Genomic DNA, 24,227 nt, shown 5'->3' on the forward strand with positions numbered 1-24,227 from the left:
GCTGTGGGTTCACGGTGGGGACCACCGTGCTACAGAAGATGCCAACAGCCTGAATCTTGTCGAGCATCCTCAGTAGTCATAGTCAGAAATCTCGCCCTGATCGCGAGTGCCGAGTGCACCCCACAATCCAAAGTTGCTGGGACTCCCGGGTGCTTGCTCGCCTTCTCCGCCAAGAATGACCGAGGTTTCAACGTAACCGGCGTCGATCGAGTCGGTGATGAATTGGATTGCCCCGTCCGCCATGGCAATATGCGTGCCGCCCTGGTGACGGCTGCTCGTCGTCAACGTTCCAATCGTGGTTTCATCGCCCCCAAAGCAGATTGCTTCATTCGGAGGAAGCGTCGTGTTGAATCCAGTCATCAAAGGCGACGCGTCGGCCCATCGGAAACCACGGCCTTGTGCGGAGCTGGTTGGAAACTGAACTGAACCCGCCGTGACATCCCAAAACATTGGCCGGTCTGGATCTTCCTGTGTCCAGCATATTTTCGCGTCATCCAAAACCCCACCGCCCCAACCGTTGTTCAGCGAAGGCGACGTGCGGATGTCTTTGTCGCCCAAGTCGGTGCAGATCTCGCCCAGCATGACCGTCGATGACAATCCGTCCCTCACATCGTCGTAGGATGTGATCATGCGAGGCACGAACATGCCGCGGCCCGTCGCTTCCATTTGCAATTTCCCACTGGGCGACCAAGTCGTCCCATCGTGCGTCCACAACCCTTCGTCCAATCCTTGGATCGCGTCGCCAAGGCACGCAGCGTAGTTCGTGCGTCCGAGTGCAGGGCGTCCATACCCCGGGTCAGATGGACAACGAAAGAGAGCCAATTCCTTCCGCCACGGTTCGTAGGCGGAGATGGAAGGCGCGGGGCCCATGGGCGGGTAAGTGTGTCGCTCTTCGCTTCCATCCATCATTCCAAGATCCATCCCGTAGGACTCGATTGAAGTATCATCAGCAATACCCTGAGGCGGATCTCCCACGTAGCCTTCACCGATCGCTTCCCAAAGGGGAACCTTGCCAACGAATGGTGTGATGGAAACTAAAAAGCTCAATCGAAACTGATTGGTCGTCAGCGGATCATTCGCGTTGTTGAACGTCCCCGTTCCATGTGGCGGCAAATGTCCGAACGCATCGTGGTACTGCGCCACGCCCAGAGCGATCTGGCTCAAGTTATTGGAACAACTCATCCGTCTGGCTGCTTCGCGTGCCGCTTGCACCGCTGGTAACAACAACCCAATGAGAATCCCAATGACGCCGGTCACGACGAGCAGCTCCAACAGCGTGAATCCGTTTCGACGTTGTGATCGCTTCATCTCTTCCTCGCACAAATAGAAAGTGGGATTGGCTTCCGGCCTGTTGTCTCGATCACCCAGAGAATTTTGCTTTCAACGCATACTTCCCTCGGGGGAATCCGTTAGTCTAACGTTCCGCGGCGCGTGGCGGTTTCGTGCCCAAGATTTTCGCAGGAGAACTTTCATCGGTGATCAGCCCCGCGTCTCGTCTGTCCCCAACGGATCCAAACTTCGCCACCGAAGTGATCCAAGCTTGCTTGAACTCCGCGATCCGTCGCGGTGCCAGCGACGTGCATATCCAGCCACGCGTGGAATCATGGGAAATCTCGTTTCGAATCGATGGCGTGCTGCAAACGGTTGAGTCGTTTCCACGCAGTGACGAGAGCGACCCGGTGGCGCGGCTGATGGCGCTCGCGGGATTGCCGTCCTACCGAATGGGCGTTCCACAAGAAGGCCCGCTGCGGTGGCGGAGTGGTCAATCACATCTCAACGGAAGCGACATCGAGCACGAGATGCGACTGGGAGTCTTCCCGACCGTTCATGGCAACCGGGCCGCCATTCGAATCATGGAAGACCGCGAAAACGTTCGGCAACTGCATGAACTTGGGCTTGATGAAAACACACTGAGTCGACTGGAAACGATCTGCAACGCTCGCGATGGTTGGTTGCTGGTCGCCGGTCCTGCGGGAAGCGGCAAGACGACGACCCTGTACGCTTGCCTATCGCACATCGCCAGCGGTGATTTCCGGCGCAGCGTTTTGACAATCGAAGACCCGATCGAATCGGTGATCGACTCAATCAGTCAAAGCCAACTGCAGTCCAGCAGCGGTTTGACGTTGGCTTCCGCCATGCGGGCTGCAGTTCGCCAAGACGCGGAGGTGTTGCTGGTCAGCGAGATTCGCGACGTCGAAACCGCCGAGGCTGTGCTGGCCGCATCGATGACGGGTCACCTGTGTTTCTCTTCGATTCATGCAGGAACCGTGGGAGGAACTTTGCGTCGGTTGGTGCAAATGAACCTGCCAACGTTTGCGATTCAAAGTGGCCTGCGCGGCGTGATGTGCCAACGCTTACTCCGCCGACGATGTGATGCCTGCGATCCCGACGCGAACGATGCCAGTGATTGCGGTCTGTGTCATGGAGCGGGATATTCCGGGCGAATCCCCATCTCCCAAATTGTTGACTTGAACGATTCGGAGATTGGTTCGTCCATCTTTGATGCTCTGGTCAATCAGCTTCCCGCGTCGAAGCTAGATCGAATCATCGAAGACGCGGGCAACGAATCCCTTCGAGCCCAAGCCGAACGCTTGATCGAAGAAGGCGTGACGGATCGCGAAGAAGTGTTCCGCGTTCTGGGGCACAACGTTCTCGGGCACAACGATTCGGGGGACCGTTCATGACCAGTGACCCCGCTCCAACACCCGCCTCCACGGCCAAACCGTTCCAACTCAATGACGAGTCGCTCGCGTTGTTGCTGGAGGAAGTCTCCGCGATGGCCAACTCGGGGCGTTCACTCGTCTCAGGCTTGGCGGGATTGAACGACGCGGCACTCGGCCGTCTCGGTCGTGCGGCTGTTTTTGTTCACGCGCGAGTCGAGCAAGGCCAATCTCCTTCCGTCGCGATGGCTTCGCTGTCGTTGCCCTACCAGACGCCGATTCGAATCGCCATGCAGATCATGGCGGAAACGGGATCAGCTCAGCCCATTCACGAAACCGTTCGGTTGATTCGCCAACGCGAGGACCAACGACGAAGGGTTTGGCTGGCTGCCATCAACCCGCTTCTCAACATGCTGGTCGCCTCGGTCGTGGTGTTCTTCGTGCTGCCTTGGATCTTGGTTTCCATTTCGGAGTCGGAACCCGTCACATCGCCTTTTGCTCCTTCCATCGCGGAAATCTGCGAGGCATTCGCGAGGAACTACGCCCTCGCCGCCGTGGTTGTGATCGGTGTCCTGGCGTGCTTCGCAGTCTGGATGCACTGGGGGATCAGACGCTCAATCCAACGAGCCCAACCGTCCCGCGTCCTGGCGACGTTCTGCCGTTGGTTGGCGATTCAAATCGAGATCCCTTCCGCGAACATCGACACCGCCCGAGCGATCGAATGCGCCGCAGAAGTCGCTGCTTCCGGGGCACCAGGAGGTTGGAAGACCGTGGCCTCGAACGTTCGCGGGGGCGCCACCTCCGAGCATTCACTCGAAATCCCGGAGGAGACTCCCACCCCGATCAAAGAGTGCGTCGTCGACTTGGTCGGGGGAAAACGCGATCCCGAATCGATCGCCCATGACCTGCGAGGGCTCAGCGAACTGCATGAACAAAAGGCGAACCAACAACAAAGCTGGTGGCTGCAGAACGTTCCCCACTGGATCGCTTGGATCCTGATGATCGCCATCATCATTGTTTTGTTGCAGGCCGCAATTTCTCCGCTGCTCAATGCCATTGGGGGAATCCCTCAATGAGCAAATGGACGATTGCCAACCAAGCCGAAGTGGAGACCTGGGCTGCCATCCGTGACAACGGGCGTTCCAGCCTTTCCCGAGCCACCACACTCAGCCTGCTGTACCTGCTCGCGGCGTTGGCGGTGGGAGCGTATCTGCTTTCCGCGGTCGCACAGATTTGCGAAGGAGCAATTTATTTTGTGGGTTGGGACGTGGAAGAAGTCCAGTTCACCTGGATGGAAACCATGATGTGGATCTACGCGGGGGCGGCGGTGATTGCATTGGCCGGATGGTTGTTGGTCCAGCTTTCGTTGCGAGGTCGTCTGCCGGTTTTGCTTTCAGTGTTCGTGGCAAAAATTCCAGGTCTCGGCCGAGCGATTCAAACGATTGCTTTGGCGAATTTTTGCGAATCGATTTACCGGTCCGTTGTTAGATCGCAAACCTACGGCGACGCATTTCGATTCGCCTCCCAGGAAGCGCGTTTCACTCCGCTTCAAAACTGGGCCGCTCAATCGGCTCTGCGGCTCGATGCCGGACAGTCTTGGGAACACGCGTTGAGTCACCCTCCAATCAAGGATCATCCGTTGGCAGCGGTGACGGCACTCGGCCAAGGTCAACTGTCGCGGGAGGAAACCATCGGCATGTGGCACCAGGCCGCCTCGGATAGTCACTCGCTGGTCGATTCCAGGTCCCGCCGCACTGTCAGGTACCTATTCCGCACTGGGCTAGTTGCATCCGTGTTGACTGCGAGCTTCGCGATCTTGGCTGTAAATACAGCCATCGTCATGACCATCAATGGACTTACCTTCTTTGGATGGTGGTGATAAGCAGTGTCACATCAATTTGCCTTCATAGGTATTGCCATTGTTTGCGGCCTCTTCGCCGCGACCTTGCGGACAATCAAGCGGAATCTGATCGCAAAGCCAGCACCGCGATTTCGCCCGCGGAGTGTTCGCATCTTTGCGTTCTTTGAATGGCTGTTTTGGTTGGCTTGTGTGATTTCGCTGGCAATCTCCGCGCTCCATCCGGTCACGTTTGTTTTGTTGGCCATGCTGATAGGAACGGTGTTCGTTGCCCGGCGTTGGACTTACCTTGACGAAGCGGAATCGCTGAATCGTTGGATGCGAATGGCGGCGGGCACGCGCGCGTCGTACCCCGCCTTGGCGGAATCGCTCGCCAATGGCTCGACCAGCCGCATCGCCTGCCAAGCGAAGTCGTTCTCTGCCCGATTGATGCGAGGCGAGTCACTGGTCAACGCCGTCCGGCGATCCAAGCTGCCGGTGTCGGTCGACACGCTCGCGGCAATCCAACATGCCCAGCCGCAATCGACTGCCGCATCAGCGAAAGAAACGTCGCGATTCGAAGACATCGACGCCACCACTCCGGCGTCCGCCCCCATCATTGCCGAACAATTCATTTACCTGCTTGCCACCATGTTTTTGGCATGGGGCATGGGCTTTTTCGTTCAGTCCTACCTCTTTGAAATGTTTGATGAATTCACGGAGGAGTTCAATGGCTCCAGTTCAAAGTTTGATGTTGCCATGCAAACGATCACGATGGTCTACGAAACGATAATGATCGTCCTTTCGATCTGGTTCGTGATGGCGATCCTGATTCGCTGGCAACCAAATTGGTTGATCCGCTGGATCCCATGGTTTGGGAAGGATGCGATCGCTCGTTGGCGTTGCGAACTCCTGCGGTCGCTGGCGATCGGCATTCGTGCGGGGCACGCTGAACCTGAGCTGTTGTCCCTTGCGGCGCAATCGTCTCGGGTTCGCTGGATTCGCAAACGTTGCCGCAAAGCGTCCCGATTGATCGAAAATGGAACCCCCTTGCCGGTCGCTCTTCGAAATTCGCGAGTGGTCACATCGAAAGAACAGTCCTGGTTGACCAGCGCGGCCGGCAACCATCACTTGCCTTCCGCAATCAATCAATTGGTCGACAACATCATGCGGCGTCGATCGTTACGATGGAAACTTCGCATGTCGTGGTTGGTCCCGCTGGCCACGGTGTTCGTAGGAATCTATGTGACGGCTCACATCGTGGCTGTGTTTCACTTTCTCAATGGACTCACGAGAGGACTCAGTTGAACGAATGGTAGCCGCTCTCCCCAACCGATCATTCACGACCGCACGCCGAGGTTTCACTTTGATGGAAACCATGGCTGGGGTTGCGTTTCTCGCGATCGCGACTGGCTTCGCCGTGCAAATGCATCACAGCGGACGCACCTTTGATCGTGTCTCGATGGATCGTTTGGAACGCCAGCTTGCGGTTGAAAACGAAGCCCAGCGACTGTCATTGATTCCCTACGAAGACCTTGCGGGCGTTGTCGAGCAACGCGATCCGGAATCCGACATTCAGATTCAAATCGATCCCTTTGAAGCGGGCTCCCGAGATGGTTTGCATCTGTCGATTCAAACCACCGTCCACTCGCAACCGCTGCAGCATCATGTGTGGCGAATGGAGCCGAACGAATGAATCGTCGACACGGCTTCACCCTGCTTGAAACGCTAGTCATGCTCACCATGGTCATCGCCATGCTGGGCGGAACGTTGGCGTTGGTGTCATTGATTCGCACCAGCAGCCAACACGCAACGGCCGATGGGCTCGATCGTCAAGAAATTCGACGACTAGCGAATGACATCCGCCGGGATGTTGCGGATGCCAACCAAGTCGAAGTGGATGGTTCGCGGTTGATCCTCGACTTCAGCGATTCCAATTCACGAATCGTGTACGACTTCGGTTCAGAACCCGCTTTCGCTCGCACCGTTGAGTCCACTGACGAGTCCGTGCAATCATCCGACCGCTACCTGATAAACAAAAGTTCGCAGGTCGAACTTCGACTGCAACCGCTCTCGGAGGACGAAGCCGACTCAGATCGGGAAACATCGCTTGTCGAGTTGACCGTCGCATTGCCTGATCGTCCCACGAAACCGATTCAGATTCTGGCTGCCCCGAGGATATCCCCTTGATTTCGACACCCACACCTCGCCGGATTCATCACCGACATCCTCAGCCAACTCGACGCGGTCTGGCCGCGTTGGGGCTGGTGCTCGCACTGGCATTGCTGGTTGGAACCTTCGCCATCGCGACGGGTGGACGAGCGACCCAATCGCGACGGCATGACCTGCATCATCAATCCATCGCGTTGCTTGAATCCGCGATCCAGACCGCTCAGTCGCTGGGCGAAGAACTCGAGTCTGATCTCCGGCTGCCCGTCGACGAAGGCGCAGCAGTTTGGATCGATGTGAAAGTCATCACCTCCGACGATCAACCCAACCAAATCGAAGCCACCTTGGTTCGCAACAACCGGCCTGGCATGTCGATCCGACGTCCACAACGAGGCAACTCATGAACGTTCGCCAATCAAAACCTCTCGCTCGTTTGGGCAGCATGAAACAAGGCTTCACCTTGGTGGAATTGCTGGTCGTGATCGCGATCATCGGGGTCCTGGTCGGATTGCTTGCCCCTGCCCTCCAATCGATTCGCGAAACGTCGCGGCGTGCGGCCTGTCAATCGAAAATGATCACGATTGGTTTAGCGATCCAAGGCTACCATGATCGCTGGATGCACTTTCCGGTGGGAACTGTCCTGGATCCAAACGACGGAATCGCCGGGCCGATTGCAAGCACCGCCGCCGGGAACCATCACAATTGGTTGGGGCGGTTGATGGATTTGATGGACCAACCCGTCATCGGCGATCGAATCATTCGCTCGGTCAGCGTTTACGACGAGGCCAATCGGCCTGTGTTGGAATTGAGTGTTCCGCACGTTCAGTGTCCATCTGCTGAGAGGACACCCGACAACGCGAGCAGCTACGTTGGGCTGCATCACCCGACCGAAAAATCGATCGACGAAAGTGACCATGGCGTCTTCATCCTCAACGTCGCGATCACGCGCGACGATGTGACCGATGGATTGGCCAACACCGCTTTCGTATCCGAGAAACTGTTGTCGCTCGATGACTTGGGTTGGCTCAGCGGGACTCGTGCCACGCTACGGAATGTTGGTGGTGGAATCCAAACGGACAATGATCGCTTTGCCAAGCCTCCTGCATCAGCGGTGGGCTCGGTCGGGAGTCGCCACCCCGGCGGTGCCCACTTCCTATTCGGATCCGGCGAAGTCCGTTTCCAGTCCGCCCAAACCGACCCGCGAATCTTGGAACAAATCGTCGACCGGCGCGACGGGGAATTGCCCCTGCAATTTCAATCGATCGAATCGCTTCGAGAACAGAGTTTGGAATGAACGATCCGTCGCTTGAAGAAACTCAAGTCGATGGCGTTCTTCTGGGTTGGCTGATCGTCTGGTCGATTGTTTTGTCACTCGCGGCGGGCAGCTTCAGTGGTTTGCGGAGTCTTGGTGCTTTGCAAGACGAAGACCAGCTCATGTTGGCCGGTTGCGTCGGTGGTCTGGTTGCAACCTGGGCCGCAATGGGAACCTGGTTAACGCTGATCCATGTGCCGGAAGACGAAAATCCCAAACGATACGTGCAGCGGGTTCGCGTAGCTGTGAGCGGATTCTTGATAGCCAATGCGATTGTCATCTCGACCATGCTGCGATCCTCGCCGTCTCTGGTGTCTCAGCTATTGCTCATGACCATCACGTCGTGCTTGGGTCCGTTCTTGATTTGGCAGTGGTCTCGCCGCCCCATTCATCGCGGGCCCACACCGCCGATCGGCCAACGCAACATCCGCCAAATCCTCGGAATCGCAGTCACGATCGCGGTCGGCAACGTGCTGTTTAAAATTGCGAGTGGTTGGCTGGACCTCTCTCATGCGATGGTCACGCTGGTGCTCAGCATCGCGGCTTCCTGGACGTTTCTCCTGCTCGCTTTACTTGGACGCCAATGGGCCTGGATCATCGGGCTGGCCCCGCTCTGTATCGGGCAACCATTCTTGGTCCTATTTGTCATCGACCTCGAAAGCAACAACGCTGACGAACAAGCGTTGATCATCGGAGGGACCTACATCGGCTTCTACCTGTTCGCGTTGCTCTATCTATCCCTGCTTCGCTCAAACGGACACAACTGGTTCCGCTCGAGTCGGCTCAGCGGGTAAATCGGAGTGGTTAAGTTTAAGCTTGTGAGCGATTTCAGCTTTCGCCACCGTCGCAACCGAAAACCGCAGCGACATCCAAGCGACTGGCATGTCATCGGTCTCCTGCGTACCCGCTCAACTCGCAGGCAACTTCACCATTCAGAATGAACGACAATCTGTCGACAAGACCCACGTCCAACGCAGCGTAGAGCCTCCATGAATACACTTCGAGTCTTTCTGATCTTCGCGACGGTATTGATCTATGTGATGACCGTGCTCGCATCGGTATCTCAAGGAATCAACTGGCCAGCCGTCGCGTTGAATGACTTGACGGCCCTGAATTGGCGATCACAGTTCGACACCGACTTCCTAATCTACCTCGCGTTGGGCGCAACCTGGATCACTTGGCGAGAAGGCTTCACGATCAAGGGGCACTGCTTTGCATTCTTGAGCGTATTCCTTGGTGGCATGTTCAGCTTTCCGTATCTGCTGCTGGCAACCTATCGCACGAAGGGTGACCCCAAGAAGTTATTGCTAGGAGTTCACGCCTCTCCGACTACCGAATCAAAAAGCAGCGTCGAATAGATTCGATCAACCTCCCGATTTGAAGTATTGGATAACATGGTTTTCCTGCGACCTCATCTAGCAGCCTCTGTTTGTAGTTCAAGCGGCGTCCGCATATCATTGATGTTTCATGATTCTACCGCTTCGCTCGAGGCGGTGTGATAGAAACTTCCGCTAGCCGCTTGCAACTCAACATGACGTCAGCCCTCAATGCTGCGGAATTTGCGTTGAGCCTAATTGGCACAGCGGCTTCGTGTGTTTTCATACTCACGATGGCGATTGGTGTTCCTGCATTCCTCGTGTACGCCGCAAAAACCGGCCCCAATTCTCACAGAAAGGTGCGGCGGCTTAACCATCGCCTCTTCTTGTTTTCACTGCGTATTTTTTACATAGCATTCTTCTGCATCCTATTGTCGAAACTGCTTGAAGCTGTCAGTGGCGGCTAACACAACGCTCCGGCATTGCAGAATCACATGCAGATCAAATCTGGCAACGATAACACCACCCCTTCGATTCGCGGAGTCGCGTGATGCCCCGAATCGAGCTGTCCTGAGTATCGCAGTGTCTTGAATATGGGGACGGACGTTCGGCTGGCTGGTTACAATGATCGCCCCTGCCTGGCCAGCTGAACGTTCTCGCTTGGACGGTGCTGGCTGCACTCCCTCCTGAAGCATTCCCCTATGCCCGACATCATCCGTCTTTTGACGCTGACGTTGCTCGTCACGCTGACCATTCCTTTGGCTGCTCAGTCGCCCGGCACCGCGTCGCCAGACAGTGAATCCTCCGTCTCGCCCGGCACCGGTGCCCGGACCAGTCCATCGAACGTGCTTCGCCCGGACAACTTGGTGGCTTGGTGCATTGTCCCCTTTGACGTTGCCAAGCGGACTCCAGCCGAGCGAGCCCAGATGCTCGTCGACTTGGACATCAAGCGATGTGCCTATGACTGGCGTGCAGAACACGTCCCCAGCTTCGAACAAGAAATCATCGAGTACCGCAAACGGGGCATCGACTTTTTCGCCTTCTGGGGCGGCCACCCGGAGGCATACCGACTGTTCGAGAAGTACGACCTGCATCCGCAGATCTGGATAATGCCGCCCAACCCAGACAATGGCACTCGAGACGAAAAGATTCAGCGAGCTGCTAGGCAGATGCTCTCGGCCGCAGAGGAAACCAAACGGTTGGGTTGCAAGTTGTCGTTGTACAACCACGGCGGATGGGCGGGTGAACCTGAAAATCTGGTTGGCGTCTGTCGCGCGTTGCGAGATCTCGGGCACGACCACGTCGGCATCACCTACAACTTGCACCATGGCCATGGACACATCCATGATTGGAAGAAGTCCTTCGAGTTGATGTTCCCGTATTTGCACTGTTTGAATTTGAACGGGATGAACGACGGTGCGAACCCGAAAATCCTGGGCATCAGCAAAGGCGAGCACGAACGCGACATGATTCGAGTCGTCGTGGAAAGCGACTACAGCGGTCCCATCGGGATCCTCGACCATCGCTCCGAATTGGATGCGAAAGAGTCCCTGCAGGAGAACATCGAAGGACTGCAGTGGATTCGCAACGAACTGCGGAAACCAGGCAACGGTGGAGCGAAACCCGAAACACCCATGCCGCCGGCAGCCTCCAATACGCAAACGGGCAAACCATCCACGCCGACAACCAGTGGGCTGTTCCCGGGATCACCCGAATATCGACAAACACCGATCACGGTGGAATGTCGAGCGACGCTGAACTCAGCCGCGGGATACAACATCCTGGTCAGCAGCGACAGCAAGCGGTCAGCCGACCACTGGGAACTGTTCAGTATGGCAAAGACCGGAACGTTGACGGCTTACATGCCCGGTCGCCAACCCGATCATATCCGCAGCAACGTGGTGGTCACCGATGGAAAACCCCACACCTTTGCGATGATCTACGAACCCGCGCGAGTGCGATTGTTGGTGGATGGAGAACAAGTCGCCGACCAAAGCATCTCCCCAACGCGTGGCCGAGGAATCAATGGAGGCCTGGGGATTGGCCGCTTGGTGAATCGCGTCTTCAATTTCGATGGAACCATTCATTGGGTGCGTCTTTCCAGTGGTGCTCATCCGGCTGCCAACTCAACGAATTCGGAAATTTCGATTGAGCCTGACACGCTCGGGCTTTGGAAGGCCGATTCCGACAGCAATGAAATCCAGTTCATTGGAAAGGCTCCGATCGCTGACCGCCCGTCTGTCGATTCGTCATCGAAGGCGGAAGCGTCACCCAAAGACATGGTGGTTCCGTATGACGCCAGCTTGGTCGAATCATTGGTCAATGAAGCGATGCAAGAAGGGGATGCATTGCGAGGCGCTCGCGTGTTTGCCAGTGCCCAAACCGCCTGCGTGTCTTGCCACCAAGTCGGACCACACGGAGGAACGATCGGCCCAAGACTTTCCGCGATGGAAACACCGCGAGCAGTCTCGCATTTGGTGGAGTCCGTGTTGTGGCCCGACCGAGAAATCTCGCCTGAATTCGTTTCCTGGAAAGTGCTCACTGATGAAGGGCAAGTCTTGACGGGCTACCGCGTTCAGTCCGATGAGCAATCAGTGACATTGCGTGACCCCGCGTCAGGCAAAGAAACGGTGATCGAAGCGGATGCGATTGTGGACGAAATTGCCGGCAGCACACCCATGCCCGCGGGACTGGCCGCCGCAATGACACGCCAGCAACAGCGGGATCTGATTCGCTTTTTGTCAGTCGTTAGCAACAAAGAACAACCGCTTTCCGAAGACCTGGAACGAGTCCTGGCTCACTCGAGGACACACGGCCCGGCAACGTTTCCGCTGGACTCCGCACCACTTCGACCGGAGCGTTGGCAGCACGCAACGCACCACGTCAACCGCGATCGCATCTACGACTTCTACACCAAGCAAGCGGAACATTTTCGAAGGCAAGATTCGGTGCCGATGTTGCTTTCGTCCTACCCAGGTCTCGATGGTGGACAGCAGGGTCACTGGGGAAATCAAACCGAAGCAACTTGGGCGAGTGAAGCTTGGCAAAAGACGATTCACGGGACAGTTTTGGCCGGTGTGTTTCGCTGCGATGACCAAACGATTCCACGCGGGGTATGCGTGCAACTGGGTGAACCTGGTGAGTTATCGGTTTGCTTCAATCCAGACACATTGGGCTACGAAGCCGCTTGGAAGAATGGATTCGTTTCGACCTCATCGGTCCGTCACGGATTTGTCAGCGGGTTGAAGATGCAAGGCGAAGCAATTCCCGTTCCTCCGGTCGTTGCACCTGAAGAACCGTTCGTGTACCACGGCTACTACCGCCATGGCAAACGCATCGTGTTCGCCTACCGAATCGGCGAAATTGAATACCTGGATTCACCCCGAATCGAAGATGGAACCCTGGCTTTCGACCGGGCACCAGTCGACGAACATCCGCTGCGCGCCGCATTGGAAGGTGGTCCCACACTTTGGCCGCAAACACTTCCGACTCAAATTGCCCCTGGCTCCGGTCGACCTTTCGCGATCGACACGATTGAGTTGCCAAATGACAACCCATGGAACGCGCTGCTGTTCTGCAGCGGGCATGATTTCCTTCCTGATGGAAGTGCTTTGGTCTGCACGATGCAAGGCGACGTTTGGCACGTCAGCGGCCTGCAAGCAGACGCTGAACAACCGGCGATTGCGACCTGGCGAAAATTCGCTTCCGGCTTGCATCAACCGCTTGGATTGGTTGTTGCATCCGATGGAATCTTCGTGCAGTGCCGCGATCAACTGACCCGATTGACGGACATCAATGGCGACGGAGAGGCGGACTATTACGAATGCTTCAGCAACGCGTTTGATACATCACCGGCTGGCCACGATTTCATCTGCGGGCTGCAGCGAGATGAACACGGCAACTTCTACACGGCTTCCGGCAATCAAGGACTTCTTCGGATCTCATCCGACGGCAGTCGAGCGGACGTCATCGCCACTGGCTTTCGAAATCCCGACGGGCTGGGCATCTTGCCCGACGGAACGCTGACGGTGCCCTGCAGTGAAGGAGGATGGACTCCCGCATCCATGATCTGCGCCGTGCCCAGACACCACGATGTGCCAAACGGCAACGCACCACCGCACTACGGCTATCGCGGTCCACGCGGCGACCAACCACCGTCGTTGCCATTGGCGTATCTACCACGCGGACTGGACAATTCCAGCGGCGGTCAAACCGTTGTGCCGACCGGCGTGTGGGGACCCTTGCAGCAAAAGCTACTTCACTTTTCATTTGGTGCGGGAACGTGGTTCACCGTGTTGCAAGACGAAGTCGATGGGCAAACGCAGGGAGCCGTGATCCCTATGTGCGGTGACTTTCGATCCGGCGCTCACCGCGGTCGATTTTCTCCCACCGACAATCAACTGTATGTCACGGGCATGCAAGGTTGGGGAGCGTACGTGTCGGACGAAGGAAGCTTTCAACGCGTTCGGTTCACGGAACATACCTATCAAGTTCCGACGGGTTTCCATGTCCATCAAAACGGCGTGCGTCTCACGTTTGCCGAGCCTGTTGACGCGAGCATCGCCAGCGACGTGCAGAACCACTTCGCTCAATGCTGGAACTATCGTTACAGCGGTGCGTATGGGTCACCGGAATACTCACCGATGCATCCGGGCGTTGCGGGACACGATCCGCTCGCGATCACTTCCGCACATGTCTTGCCCGACGGGCGTTCTGTGTTTCTTGAGATCCCGGACCTGCAACCCGTCAATCAATTGCATCTGCGAATGCACGTCAACGCGGACGCTCAGTTCCTGAGTGGTGGCCCCACCGGATCCGGTCATGACCTGTTCATCACCGTTCATAAAATGGACGCACCGTTCCAAGATTTCCCCGGCCACCAACCCGTCGAAAAGTCAGTCGCTGCACATCCGCTCCTAACTGACATGGCGTTGAATGCCGTTCGTGTCCCCAATCCATGGAAGGATCCGATTGAGGATGCAAGAAAGATCGAATTGAAGACTGGAACCAACCTGACCTACCAAACCAAGACCATTCGTGTGCGTGCCGGTGAACCGCTGGCGTTCAAACTGGTGAATCCTGATGTCGTCCCGCACAACTGGGCTTTGGTCCGCCCTGGTTCACTCCAGCGAGTTGGCGAATTGGCCAACCAATTGATCACGGATCCGCAGGCCTTTGCTCGACACTACATCCCGGACTCCGATGACATCTTGGTCGCAACGGACGTGGTTGGTCCCGGTGCTTCACAAACGGTCTATTTCGAAGCGCCGGCCGAACCAGGACGCTATCCGTTCCTCTGCACGTTCCCTGGACATTGGATGGTGATGAATGGCGAATTGATTGTTAAGTAACTGAAAGCGTTGCCGTCTTCAACTGACGACGGACTCCTGTTCCAATCCGGATCAACGCACCAGACTTGCAACACTCAGCTCTTGTGACTCACCCTTCGATCAGCGCCATGAACACACATCGCCTTCGCCAATTCTTAATCATCTATTCACTTGGGCTAGTGACGATCGTGTGTCACAGCACGTCGAGAGCCAATGAGGTAGTCGGGCCGCTGGTCGGATCCGTCGACAGCACTTCCGCTCAATTGCTCTACCGTCCAAGTGCATCTGAGCAACCACTGCAACTATCAGTTCTTTTAGATGGGAAAGTCGTCGAGCAAGTCACCTCCACAGGTGGCGAGGACGATGACTTTGTCGCGAAGTTCTCCGTCGCGAATCTTCACCCCAACACCCGCTATCACTACCGGATCGACAACGCTGATACGCAAGAGACGTTGATCGCAGCCGACGAGACGCACAGTTTCCACACCGCCAACCTCGCTCGAAACGCACAAAGCGTCTCGGTCGGTTTTGTCTCGTGCGTCGACATCGAACCCAACGGCATTTGGAAGGAAATGCAAAGCTTGGATCTCGACATGGTCTGCCTGATGGGCGACACGCCGTACATCGACACCACCGGTTTGGCGAAAGTTCGATCACGACATCGGAAATTCTTGCAAATGCCTGACTTGGCGGAACTGTCAGCCAACACGCCCACCGTTGGCACTTGGGACGACCATGACTTTGGTCGCAACAACGGCAACGGACGCAATCTGATGGACGGAAAAATTGACACGCGTCGTGGATTCGTCAACTACCGAGCCCATTCGCAATTCGGCACCGGAACGGAAGGCGTCTACCACCATGCCGATTTGGGCATGATCGAAGTCTTCTTTCTCGACCCCCGCTACTTCTCTCAAACCGAGCCATCGCCCGTCGACGCGTCTCAGCCAACCTGCTTCGGTTCGGAACAGTGGGAATGGTTGCTCGCTGAGTTGCGGGACTCAAAGGCTCCTTTCAAGGTGCTCGCACTCGGTGCCATCTGGGAGGACAAGAAGAACAAAGAAACCGACGACATGTTCACGTATTGGTACGAACGGGATGCAATCTTCGACGTCATCAAAAATGAGAACATCGATGGAGTGGTTCTGCTGGGCGGTGACATTCACGTTGCACGGCATTTGGTTCATCCACAGCGAGTCGGTTATGACCTGCACGACTTTGTCATTTCGCCAGGTCACAAACGCACGATCACGGAACTCGATGTCTATCACCCGTCGTTGGAATGGTCACTCGTCGAAGGCTGGCAGTTCCTCACCTTGAAAGCGGACGGAACCCACGACGTTCCAACTTTGACCGCGGAATTCCGTCAGCCCGACGGGATTGTGAATCGCAAGGTCGAACTTCCGCTCACGTCGCTCAAGGCAAACGACCAAGCGGATCGCAACCTCAGCCTGAGAGCTCACTGGTCGTTTGACACTGACTTAAAGAACGAATCCGTTCTTGGGCGTCGAATCGATGCGGTCGCAAACAACGGTGCCAAAATCGAAGCCGGTACGGGCGACAATGGTGGAGCGTTGAAACTGGAACGGTCTCGCCAGCAGTACGTCCAAGTGCCTCGCTGCTTCTTGGATGACAACTCGACCCATCACACCGTTATGCTCTCTTTCAAACCGACCAGCCTCCCAACACACGGCACATCCGAACGACACTTCCTATTCGAAAGCACAGCGGAAGGAGACATCTCCGCGAAATCCGCGTGGCACCTCTCACTGGGAATGAGGTCTTCGGAATCACCGGACCAGATCAACATGCAACTGCACACTCACACGCTTCAACCAGCCTCCCAACCGGAAGCAGCTCCGCTGGCAAAATCGCAAGGCGGTTTTGACACGTTGATTGATCGTGCGAGCCTGCTCGATCATTGGAACAAAATCTTCGTGACCTTCGATGGTGAGGCACTCACACTGACTCTCAACGGCAAGCAACTTGCCAAGCACCAAGTCCCCGTTCCCGGCCCAGCTTCCGAGTTCGGCGGTCTGGTCATCGGCGGGCACCGCGAAGGAACAGGCCGAAACTTCGACGGTTGGATCAACAACGTCTCAGTGTGGCAGGGCGAATTGACTCCGCCTGCGAAGTGATTCGACCACCAAGCGACTACCCATCTGTCTACCAGATGGGTTAGCCGGGCACAGACTCCAGCTTTCTTGCATGGAGCGGATGATCTCGTTCACTCCACCCGCTGCAGTTGGCTGCGTTTCAATGTCATCTCGTAGACGTTTTCGTCTTCCATTGTGATGCACTGAAACGTGAGTTCCGGGTCCGGTTTCTCCAAATCGAAATTCAACATCCCAAAGAAATTGCCCTCGTTGTAGGAATAGACCGCTTCTTCCTTGGTCGGGTGCGTGTGATCGTTGGTCATCTTCGACGTCTCGAATTCGAACAGGTCGTAGCCTTTGGGTCGCTCGATCTTGTACACGTCGGTGCGGTGTCGATCCGCCGACAAAAGAATCACGCCGCCGATCTTCTCTTGGTCGATGAAGTCAAAGATTTCGTTGCGTTCTTCCTTCACGCCCCACCACGAATCCCGACCGCCTTTGTCAGCGTGTTCGGTCCACAGCGTCCCAGAAGCCAGAACTTTGAACGTGGCATCGGATGCTTTCAGCTTGGTCAACAACCATTCTTTTTGTTCCGGGCCCAACATCGTCCCGTCCTTGAACGACCGGTAATAGCGATTGTCGAGCATGAAGAAGTCGACGTCGCCAATCGAAAAATCAAACCAACAACCGGGAAGCTCATCACCACCGCCGTATGCAGGATTGTTCCAGTTTTCACGGAAGACTTTCCACGATTCGAATTTCCAACTGGGTTTGAATTTACGGGGGCCTCCCGAGGAATCATCCACGCCCAAATCGTGATCGTCGTAGACCGCGTACACCGACGTCGACGCGGTCAGACGTTGAAACTCAGGTCGCAATTGTCGGCGATAGTAGTGAACTCGCTGCTTCGTACGCGACTTGGGTTGATCGATGTAAACATTGTCACCGAGCAACAGAATCGCTTCCGGTGAACGACCTGCGATGACGTCCCAGATCTTTTCCTTGGGCGGGTTGTAACGGGCTCCGCCGCCAAACGCGACGCTGAACTTTGCCTTCTCCGTTTTGGATGGGTAAGTCGGGAACGTCGGTTTCTGGTTGGCGAAGACACTTTCTCCGTTGACCAGAACATCGTAGGTGTATGACGTCGAAGGCTGCAAATCTTTCAAATCCAGGAGCGCCGAATAGTCCATCTCCGCAGAGGTTTCGACGACCTCGCTGGATTGACCGTCCATCACAACCTGCACGCTGGCGGGTTCCGTCGTTCGAACCCAGATGCGGGCGCCGCGGTCGGTGACGCAGCCCAGCATTGGTCCGCCCAACAGCTTCAAGTCATGCTTCGCCACCAAATCACGAAACTTGGGTGAATCGACCACGTGCTGCAATCCTGCGTCCGATTCTTTGAGGTCGTACATGGCCTCGAGGAAGTAGTGATCCATGTCGCCCACCACCGGCGTTTCTCGCGGTGTTGGGATGGGTGGCTTGGCATATGAAATCACAGCGACGGGAAGGATCGCAAGCAAAATCCCAAACAGCGTTCTCTTCATGGGGGCATTCTTGGTGGAAGGTCTGGCGGGGCCCGATTCAAGGTGGGGCAACCATGTTATCACAGCCAACTTCCAGCTGGGAAACTGCTTCCTCGCTCAGGGCAAGCAAGCATCCAGCGTCATCAAGACAAACCCGGTGCCGTAGGGTTGGTGGTAATCATAGAGCGGATAGTCCCACCAAGATCCGTCCGTTTCTTGACGATCCAACATCAACTTGGCCAGCATCGATTGATATGGCGCACGTTCGTCTTCGGGCAACAAATCCATTCCCACTGCGGCGTAGTAGTGGCCAAAGAAGTAAAAGTATCCGGCCACTTGCATCCAGGCTTCGTGGGGAATCGGTCGCTTTCGGCCAATGTCGAGCCAGCCATTGCGAAGATAAAGCCGACACAACCACACCTTCACGACATTGTCCGTGATTTTGGAATCGCCCCAAACTCGCATCGCCGCGTTGCAGCATTGGGACCGGCCGAGACTGCCGCCCGGACGGTTGATCTCACGCATGGGGCGGTACTGCAAGTCCTCGCTGTACAAGTAGCTGAAGTCGGGCTTCTGTTGTCGCCCCAGCGAAGCAACCGCTCGATCCACCATACGCTTGGGCGGAGTGATACCGAGCGAGTCGGCTTCCTTCAGGGCAACCAACACCGCTCCGTTGACAAAACTGGTCGACGACGATGTTGGCTGGTCGGCTTGGTAACGAAAATCGTAGTAGCCCCAACCACCGTCGACCGATTCGTAACGCTGCAGCATTTCGAATTGATCCTGGATCAGACCGACGATGCTGGATTGGCGATCCGCATTGTCCTTGTGCCATTCATGCAAACGCACCAGAGCCTGGATCGAATAACCATGCCCCCACACGTTGTACACGGCCGAGCCATCCGCTCGACGCAGCTTCGGCAATTCACGAAGCAACCACGTTTCCGCTCGATCAACCGAATCGCGAACCTGTGCCCTCAAACTTTGATCGGATGAATCCGCCGGCAAGTGCTCGAAAGTGTCAATCAACCCAGCGATTCCCAACGACGTGGTCGCGGCTCGAAACGCATGGTGTGCTCCGGGAACCGGGGCGTAGATATTCAGACCTTTCGTCCGAGTCGGTGATCCCCAAGAACCGTTCGGGTTCTGGTCTTCGAGCATGAACTCGACGCCACGCACGATCGCTGAGCGAATATCCGATTCGGTGGGTGCATCAATTTCAGGTGGCACCGGGGTGCGAGTCACATCAAAGTGCACCACCATCGGCAACTCTTCCGCATGGGATGGCGAGCTCAACACCAGCGGACAAAAGACAGCAATCACCAACACGCAGCGAAAAGCCGATCTTCGAGTGAGCCGAGTGACCAAAGTCATCGTGAAAAATTGTTCGGTTTGCTTGATGTTCATAGCGTTTTCCCGAGGATGGTCACGATCACTTCGTCAGTTCAACGGTTGCCGTCATGGTAGGCTTCACCGCATCAGGCAATTGCCCAACGACCTTCACGGTCGCATCAAACTTGGCTCCCATGAATGGCACCGTCGCAATCGAATCAACGACGCCTTTCACTTCGGCCTTCGGATCAATCGCTGGCTTGATGACGCATGAATCGCCTGTCTTGATGCCCGCCAAATCCGATTCGCTCAACGTCAATCGAACTCGCATCTTTTTGGGCTGGACCACGGTAGCGATGACCTGGTCGGTTGAAACTTTCGCACCCGCCTTGATCGGACTGGGCTTTGCATTGAGAGCACCACGATTGAGTTCTCCATAAAGCAAGATGCCGCCACCAGGAGCTTTGATGACGATCGCCTTTCGTTGCTGGCGAAGCTCTTCGAAGTCGGCTTCCCTTTCGGCCAAAGCTTCGGCGGCCTTTCGACGTTCGATGTCGCGTTTCTTCTTGGCACTGTCGAGGTTGCGAAGGGTTTTCTCATAAGCCATCTGAGCCCGTTCCCAAGTCGCCTCCGTTTGAGCGTCCTCGGCAGGAATGGATTGCTCCATCGTTCGTTTGGATCGGATCTCGGTGCTTTCCAATCGAAACTGAGCGGACTCGACCGAACGCTTGGCACGCTTGAGCACGATCTCTTCGGACTCTTCGGTCAAGTCATCGGCGTCGTACATCTGCTGAAGCTGCTTCAATTCCTCCGCCGCGTTTTCTAACGAAGCCTTGGACGATTTGATGTCGAATTCAGCACTTTTGATTTTTCGATCCCGGTCGACTTGCAAGTAGTTGTCGTAAGCCTGCTTGGCAGACTGACGTGCACGCTCCGCATCTTCGCGATCAAGTTTCTGAGCAGCAACGAATTGGTCAAACGCAAATTGTTCATCCGCCGCGGTGATTCTTGCCAAGCGGATATCGATCTCGGCGGCAGAAAGTTTTTTGTCGATGGATTCAGTGTCAAACCAAACGACCGTCTGGCCCTCTTTGACGTCGGTTCCGTGCGGCAGGATCTTCTTGATCTCGAGTTCACCAAACTGATCCAACCCGTGGTTCAATTCCCAACTTCGAGTCGCCTCGAATGTCCCCTGCACCTTGACCGGTTCAGCAGCCTTTTCTGCTTCTTTGTCCTTCGGCGCGTCGTCCAACGCGAGAAGCGAATTGGCCCCGAGGATCACGCAGAATGCCGCGACGGCGGCTCGAGTCATTCGATTCAACAAACAATTCATGATGTCATTCTCTCAAGGCGATGTGGGACGACAGTGATCGGCAATTTTGTTCGGCCGTCTGTTTCAAGACGGCTCACTTCGGGGTGGTATACCGCCGAAAAAGCGGCGTGGCTTTTCAGAGTATCTCCAGAAATCACCGAATCAATCGACCGAAATACAACGAGTCGATTCCAAGCACTGAAAGAAGGCAGCGCCGCAATCTCGTCGCTAGTTGGCTGTCGCAGGAGGGCTCAGCCCCTCTTCGGTTTCATCATCACCGACGAGCAGTATGAAGGCGAACACCAAACATCCATCGACAATCACCCGACCACGCTGCAACAGTGGTCTCCATTGTACCGTCTGGCGGATGCCAGTTGCCTTCAATCGACATCGGGCAAATCTTCGGCCAGTTCAAGCCAATCATCGTGCCGCCTCAGTCGCTCTGCCACGGCCGGATGTGGCTTTGGCCAAATCTCTGGAAGGTCGCATTCGCCCTCCATTTCGGTCGCAAACGCCAGTTGCTCGCGAGGCGGATCGAACTGGGCGTTCACGCCGGGTTTGTTCCCACGAGCGTCGATCCGAACCCAACCATGCCCCGGCAAATGAACGGCGTTTAAACCGTGCAAGCAGAACGGTGGACCATCGCCATCAACCGACAGTCGCTGGTAACACATCCCGGCGGGAATTTGGTTGGCTCGCAACAAAGCACAAAGCAGATGACTCTTGGCGTAGCAGTATCCAATCCCCTGCGACAGCACGTCCGACGCTCGGCATGTCACTGGGTTGCGCTGTTCATCTCCGGTGTGCAGGATCGCGTCACGCACAAACTCAAAACAGTTCTTCGCGGTTTCCTCCATCGATGCCCCCGCCAGCTTGCGTGCACATTCAACGATGTCCGGATGGCTAGCATCAATGTCCTCGCAATGCCCAAGGTAGTCGTCTGGATTGAGAGATGAACTCATGTCGGTTCCGTTGGTCAGTCTTGGAAAATAAAGCGTGCGAAGGACGGTGCAGAAAACAAGTCGCATAGGCTCCCAGCCTGTGATTGCGAAGAACACAGGCTGGAAGCCTATGCCACACTTTCTGTGCAAATAACGCCCGTTGGTACACGGACAAGCCTAACCACCGGCAGGTTCATTCAGCTCAAGTGCCGCCCGCAAGAACGCCTTGAAGTTGAGCAGGTCACCTGGTGGACTGCCAGAGAACCATGATCCCAATTCATCATCGGGATAGATGGAAAACCTCAAACGCAACTCTCGAACAAAATCGTCCGGTGTCGTGCACTCCAATAGTCCCAAGGCCCGCTTTGCAAAAGCCTTGCTATGACCAGGAGTGTCAACGGCCGCATCGATTGCCGCTTCGCGTTCCCAGTGCATCAAAATTGAATAAGCAATTTCGTGATTCAAGAAACGCAAGCTCGATGGATCGTCATAAAAATGTGGGCGGAATTCCAGCAGCTGACAACTTGCAGAACCGTACTCGGCAATCGCAATGTCCTCGCGGGCTTGATAGAGAGCATTTTCCAACGCAGCAATCCGTCGCTGATGCCGGAACTGGCTACCGACGAGCGCAAGTCCCAAAGCAACAACAAGGACCGTGGTCAAAATCTGCGTCAATGTAAAACGCATGAAGCTCCTGTTCTGCTCAAGTGCGGTCAAACGGAAGCATCCTTCTTACTCAGCATTTGTCTGCTTGCGAAATTGTAACCCCAAAACGCTGCTGACAACACGAGCAGAATGGTTCCAATCCAGCTGGCCGCCCATGCTCGGAAAACTTGATGGGCCAGCGGTCCGGCGGGCTGCTGCCAAAGCTGAAATTGCCCAAACGCAAAAATGGCCACGCCGAAAGCAACAACCACTACTCCGAATCGAAATGGATTCATCCAGCTCGATTGTGATTGGTCGACGTCCTTCTCCATCGTCACGTCTTTCTTCACCGGCTTCTTGAAACGGGTGCCAAGTTGGAAACACAGAAAGAACGCGACAGTGAAGATCAGCGTTGATGCGAGGTCCGCGGGCGATAGCAAGGTCGCACCGCAGGAACAGGCAAAGGCAATCTCCGCTGTTTGCAGAAGCTTGCTCCGACGCCACCGCAAAAGCAGTGAGACGAGCCCAAGAACGGCGGGCAAGACGAGCTCAAAGATACCAACAGAAAGGTGCATGGCTGAATTCTCCAACAAACAAATGGACTGGAAAGTTCGCCGAATGCACTTCGTCGACCATTGGTCACGAAAGGGAAGCGATCAAATGATCTTATTGCCCCAACTTGGTCGAGTCAAATTGCCCGTCACGAATCAATTGTCGGTCGATCACAATCCAAACAAACCCAAAAGGACGACGATGGTGATGGCCTCGCGATAAGCGATCAGTCGCGTTGCAAACAAATCCGCGACCAATCGATTCCAGAATTCGCGAATGAACCATGCGGAGATGAACATCATGATCAGGTACCGTACAAAGTCGATCAACGATGTGAGCACCACGCCTTGGATGGGAACGCCCTGGGCTTTGTCAGAAAAAGCGAACGTGATGAACCCTGTCCCCGCCGAGTACAAAATCAGGAGAAGGTTGAATCCGAGAGTGATCGTGGGATGAGGGGCTTTCACAATTGGCTCCGATACCGTGGCTCATAAGAATCTCGATGATCGACGAATTCACGCGTACTCGCTGGGTCCCAACATAACCGTCTCTGAAACGCCGCTTTCGGTTTCAAATCGGACGTAGCCATCTGCCTCGACCAGCGAGCGTTCTTCGTCAGTCAGTTCTTCTTCGAACTGTCGCTGGATCAACTCGGTGTCGATGTACTTGACCGCCAACTTCGCTGAAACCGTCGTCGCCACAATCACCACGGACAGAATTCGCATTCCAGGATAAGGCAAGAAGAACACTCGCGGGCCAATCATCCCCGAAACGATTTCGTAGCCTCGCAAAGCAACACGGTATCGCTCCAAGTCTTCGGTCGACGTCTCATCGACAGCTTCGTCGACCTCCGTCGCCACTCGCTCCACCGAGGCCGCAATGGGTTCCGTCACGTTGCCGGAATCGCATCCGGTGACCGACGCGGCGGCAGCGAATGCTGAGAACGAAAGAAAATGTCTTCTCTGCATGGAAACGCTCGAAGTGAGAGAACGGACAAGCTCATTGATCAACGATCAATCGGATGATCCCCATCAACATCGAGGGCCGAATCAATCGTCACCGTGGGCGCTGATTGTCTCCAAATTCATCGGAGATCCGGTAGTGGGCGACTTGAGGTGGCCTGGGTTTTGGGGGCCACGCGTCCTCTTATTTTAGCAGGGGACGGTTGATTCGAATCTGGTCGGCGAAAGATAGCCGAGCGA

21 protein-coding genes are annotated in these 24,227 nt (G+C 55.7%); 12 read left to right on the plus strand and 9 right to left on the minus strand.

What is annotated here, in order from left to right; genetic code table 11:
- Positions 1-69 precede the first annotated feature (69 nt).
- Positions 70-1,308 (minus strand): DUF1559 family PulG-like putative transporter, encoded by a 1,239-nt coding sequence (locus CEE69_RS28500; RefSeq protein ID WP_099263933.1) that lies wholly within the window; start codon positions 1,306-1,308, stop codon positions 70-72.
- A 134-nt stretch (positions 1,309-1,442) separates the two neighbouring features.
- Here CEE69_RS28500 and CEE69_RS28505 point away from each other — a divergent pair, with 134 nt between their 5' ends.
- The 12 genes from CEE69_RS28505 (at position 1,443) to CEE69_RS28565 (ending at position 16,762) form a co-directional block, all read left to right on the plus strand.
- On the plus strand, positions 1,443-2,684 hold the full coding sequence (locus CEE69_RS28505) for a GspE/PulE family protein (protein ID WP_099263934.1): 1,242 nt from the start codon (positions 1,443-1,445) through the stop codon (positions 2,682-2,684).
- Entirely contained in the window at positions 2,681-3,736 is a 1,056-nt protein-coding gene (locus tag CEE69_RS28510; protein ID WP_099263935.1) for a type II secretion system F family protein, read from the plus strand. The genes CEE69_RS28505 and CEE69_RS28510 overlap by 4 nt, the downstream gene beginning before the upstream one ends.
- Positions 3,733-4,539, plus strand: a complete 807-nt coding sequence (locus CEE69_RS28515; protein WP_099263936.1) for a hypothetical protein — start codon at positions 3,733-3,735, stop codon at positions 4,537-4,539. Before CEE69_RS28510 ends, CEE69_RS28515 begins: the two co-directional genes overlap by 4 nt.
- Positions 4,540-4,545: 6 nt before the next feature.
- The gene (locus CEE69_RS28520; RefSeq protein WP_199169977.1) at positions 4,546-5,805 is read left to right on the plus strand and encodes a type II secretion system F family protein; all 1,260 of its coding nucleotides are present in this window, start codon (positions 4,546-4,548) and stop codon (positions 5,803-5,805) included.
- A 4-nt stretch (positions 5,806-5,809) separates the two neighbouring features.
- Positions 5,810-6,193: a pilus assembly FimT family protein gene (locus CEE69_RS28525; protein ID WP_233215743.1), complete on the plus strand. Its 384-nt coding sequence runs from the start codon at positions 5,810-5,812 to the stop codon at positions 6,191-6,193.
- On the plus strand, positions 6,190-6,687 hold the full coding sequence (locus CEE69_RS28530) for a type II secretion system protein (RefSeq protein WP_233215744.1): 498 nt from the start codon (positions 6,190-6,192) through the stop codon (positions 6,685-6,687). The genes CEE69_RS28525 and CEE69_RS28530 overlap by 4 nt, the downstream gene beginning before the upstream one ends.
- Entirely contained in the window at positions 6,684-7,070 is a 387-nt protein-coding gene (locus CEE69_RS28535) for a hypothetical protein (protein WP_233215745.1), read from the plus strand. Before CEE69_RS28530 ends, CEE69_RS28535 begins: the two co-directional genes overlap by 4 nt.
- Positions 7,067-7,960 (plus strand): DUF1559 domain-containing protein, encoded by an 894-nt coding sequence (locus tag CEE69_RS28540; protein ID WP_099263939.1) that lies wholly within the window; start codon positions 7,067-7,069, stop codon positions 7,958-7,960. The genes CEE69_RS28535 and CEE69_RS28540 overlap by 4 nt, the downstream gene beginning before the upstream one ends.
- Entirely contained in the window at positions 7,957-8,772 is an 816-nt protein-coding gene (locus CEE69_RS28545; protein ID WP_099263940.1) for a hypothetical protein, read from the plus strand. The genes CEE69_RS28540 and CEE69_RS28545 overlap by 4 nt, the downstream gene beginning before the upstream one ends.
- A gap of 195 nt (positions 8,773-8,967) precedes the next feature.
- Positions 8,968-9,336: a hypothetical protein gene (locus CEE69_RS28550; RefSeq protein WP_099263941.1), complete on the plus strand. Its 369-nt coding sequence runs from the start codon at positions 8,968-8,970 to the stop codon at positions 9,334-9,336.
- 659 nt (positions 9,337-9,995) lie between these two features.
- On the plus strand, positions 9,996-14,645 hold the full coding sequence (locus CEE69_RS28560; RefSeq protein ID WP_099263943.1) for a DUF6797 domain-containing protein: 4,650 nt from the start codon (positions 9,996-9,998) through the stop codon (positions 14,643-14,645).
- Positions 14,646-14,752: 107 nt separating this feature from the next.
- The gene (locus CEE69_RS28565; RefSeq protein ID WP_099263944.1) at positions 14,753-16,762 is read left to right on the plus strand and encodes an alkaline phosphatase D family protein; all 2,010 of its coding nucleotides are present in this window, start codon (positions 14,753-14,755) and stop codon (positions 16,760-16,762) included.
- Between the two features lie 89 nt (positions 16,763-16,851).
- On the opposite strand, the gene CEE69_RS28570 is transcribed toward CEE69_RS28565, so the two are convergent.
- The 8 genes from CEE69_RS28570 to CEE69_RS28610 form a co-directional block, all read right to left on the minus strand.
- Entirely contained in the window at positions 16,852-18,264 is a 1,413-nt protein-coding gene (locus CEE69_RS28570; protein WP_099263945.1) for an alkaline phosphatase D family protein, read from the minus strand.
- A 96-nt stretch (positions 18,265-18,360) separates the two neighbouring features.
- Positions 18,361-19,650 carry a prenyltransferase/squalene oxidase repeat-containing protein gene (locus CEE69_RS28575; protein ID WP_099263946.1) on the minus strand — a complete coding sequence of 430 codons (1,290 nt, stop codon included), beginning with the start codon at positions 19,648-19,650 and terminating at the stop codon, positions 18,361-18,363.
- A gap of 25 nt (positions 19,651-19,675) precedes the next feature.
- A complete protein-coding gene (locus CEE69_RS28580) occupies positions 19,676-20,908 on the minus strand; it encodes an HlyD family efflux transporter periplasmic adaptor subunit (protein WP_099263947.1) in 1,233 nt (410 codons plus the stop codon).
- A gap of 359 nt (positions 20,909-21,267) precedes the next feature.
- The gene (locus tag CEE69_RS28585) at positions 21,268-21,849 is read right to left on the minus strand and encodes a transglutaminase-like domain-containing protein (protein WP_233215746.1); all 582 of its coding nucleotides are present in this window, start codon (positions 21,847-21,849) and stop codon (positions 21,268-21,270) included.
- A 156-nt stretch (positions 21,850-22,005) separates the two neighbouring features.
- Positions 22,006-22,515 carry a hypothetical protein gene (locus tag CEE69_RS28590; RefSeq protein ID WP_099263949.1) on the minus strand — a complete coding sequence of 170 codons (510 nt, stop codon included), beginning with the start codon at positions 22,513-22,515 and terminating at the stop codon, positions 22,006-22,008.
- 26 nt (positions 22,516-22,541) lie between these two features.
- Positions 22,542-23,048 carry a hypothetical protein gene (locus CEE69_RS28595; protein WP_099263950.1) on the minus strand — a complete coding sequence of 169 codons (507 nt, stop codon included), beginning with the start codon at positions 23,046-23,048 and terminating at the stop codon, positions 22,542-22,544.
- Between the two features lie 147 nt (positions 23,049-23,195).
- Positions 23,196-23,492, minus strand: a complete 297-nt coding sequence (locus tag CEE69_RS28605; RefSeq protein ID WP_099263952.1) for a hypothetical protein — start codon at positions 23,490-23,492, stop codon at positions 23,196-23,198.
- A gap of 48 nt (positions 23,493-23,540) precedes the next feature.
- Positions 23,541-23,993 carry a hypothetical protein gene (locus CEE69_RS28610; RefSeq protein WP_008653715.1) on the minus strand — a complete coding sequence of 151 codons (453 nt, stop codon included), beginning with the start codon at positions 23,991-23,993 and terminating at the stop codon, positions 23,541-23,543.
- Positions 23,994-24,227: the final 234 nt, after the last annotated feature.

The organism is Rhodopirellula bahusiensis (genome assembly GCF_002727185.1).
Taxonomy (GTDB): domain Bacteria; phylum Planctomycetota; class Planctomycetia; order Pirellulales; family Pirellulaceae; genus Rhodopirellula; species Rhodopirellula bahusiensis.

What these genes read in the sequence shown, in the direction of transcription:
- CEE69_RS28585 (WP_233215746.1), bottom strand. Translation starts at nt 21,849, where the DNA reads ATGAGTTCATCTCTCAATCCAGACGACTACCTTGGGCATTGCGAGGAC.
- CEE69_RS28590 (WP_099263949.1), bottom strand. Translation starts at nt 22,515, where the DNA reads ATGCGTTTTACATTGACGCAGATTTTGACCACGGTCCTTGTTGTTGCT.
- CEE69_RS28580 (WP_099263947.1), bottom strand. Translation starts at nt 20,908, where the DNA reads ATGAATTGTTTGTTGAATCGAATGACTCGAGCCGCCGTCGCGGCATTC.
- CEE69_RS28565 (WP_099263944.1), top strand. Translation starts at nt 14,753, where the DNA reads ATGAACACACATCGCCTTCGCCAATTCTTAATCATCTATTCACTTGGG.
- CEE69_RS28500 (WP_099263933.1), bottom strand. Translation starts at nt 1,308, where the DNA reads ATGAAGCGATCACAACGTCGAAACGGATTCACGCTGTTGGAGCTGCTC.
- CEE69_RS28550 (WP_099263941.1), top strand. Translation starts at nt 8,968, where the DNA reads ATGAATACACTTCGAGTCTTTCTGATCTTCGCGACGGTATTGATCTAT.
- CEE69_RS28525 (WP_233215743.1), top strand. Translation starts at nt 5,810, where the DNA reads ATGGTAGCCGCTCTCCCCAACCGATCATTCACGACCGCACGCCGAGGT.
- CEE69_RS28610 (WP_008653715.1), bottom strand. Translation starts at nt 23,993, where the DNA reads ATGCAGAGAAGACATTTTCTTTCGTTCTCAGCATTCGCTGCCGCCGCG.
- CEE69_RS28560 (WP_099263943.1), top strand. Translation starts at nt 9,996, where the DNA reads ATGCCCGACATCATCCGTCTTTTGACGCTGACGTTGCTCGTCACGCTG.
- CEE69_RS28540 (WP_099263939.1), top strand. Translation starts at nt 7,067, where the DNA reads ATGAACGTTCGCCAATCAAAACCTCTCGCTCGTTTGGGCAGCATGAAA.
- CEE69_RS28545 (WP_099263940.1), top strand. Translation starts at nt 7,957, where the DNA reads ATGAACGATCCGTCGCTTGAAGAAACTCAAGTCGATGGCGTTCTTCTG.
- CEE69_RS28595 (WP_099263950.1), bottom strand. Translation starts at nt 23,048, where the DNA reads ATGCACCTTTCTGTTGGTATCTTTGAGCTCGTCTTGCCCGCCGTTCTT.
- CEE69_RS28530 (WP_233215744.1), top strand. Translation starts at nt 6,190, where the DNA reads ATGAATCGTCGACACGGCTTCACCCTGCTTGAAACGCTAGTCATGCTC.
- CEE69_RS28515 (WP_099263936.1), top strand. Translation starts at nt 3,733, where the DNA reads ATGAGCAAATGGACGATTGCCAACCAAGCCGAAGTGGAGACCTGGGCT.
- CEE69_RS28510 (WP_099263935.1), top strand. Translation starts at nt 2,681, where the DNA reads ATGACCAGTGACCCCGCTCCAACACCCGCCTCCACGGCCAAACCGTTC.
- CEE69_RS28570 (WP_099263945.1), bottom strand. Translation starts at nt 18,264, where the DNA reads ATGAAGAGAACGCTGTTTGGGATTTTGCTTGCGATCCTTCCCGTCGCT.
- CEE69_RS28575 (WP_099263946.1), bottom strand. Translation starts at nt 19,650, where the DNA reads ATGAACATCAAGCAAACCGAACAATTTTTCACGATGACTTTGGTCACT.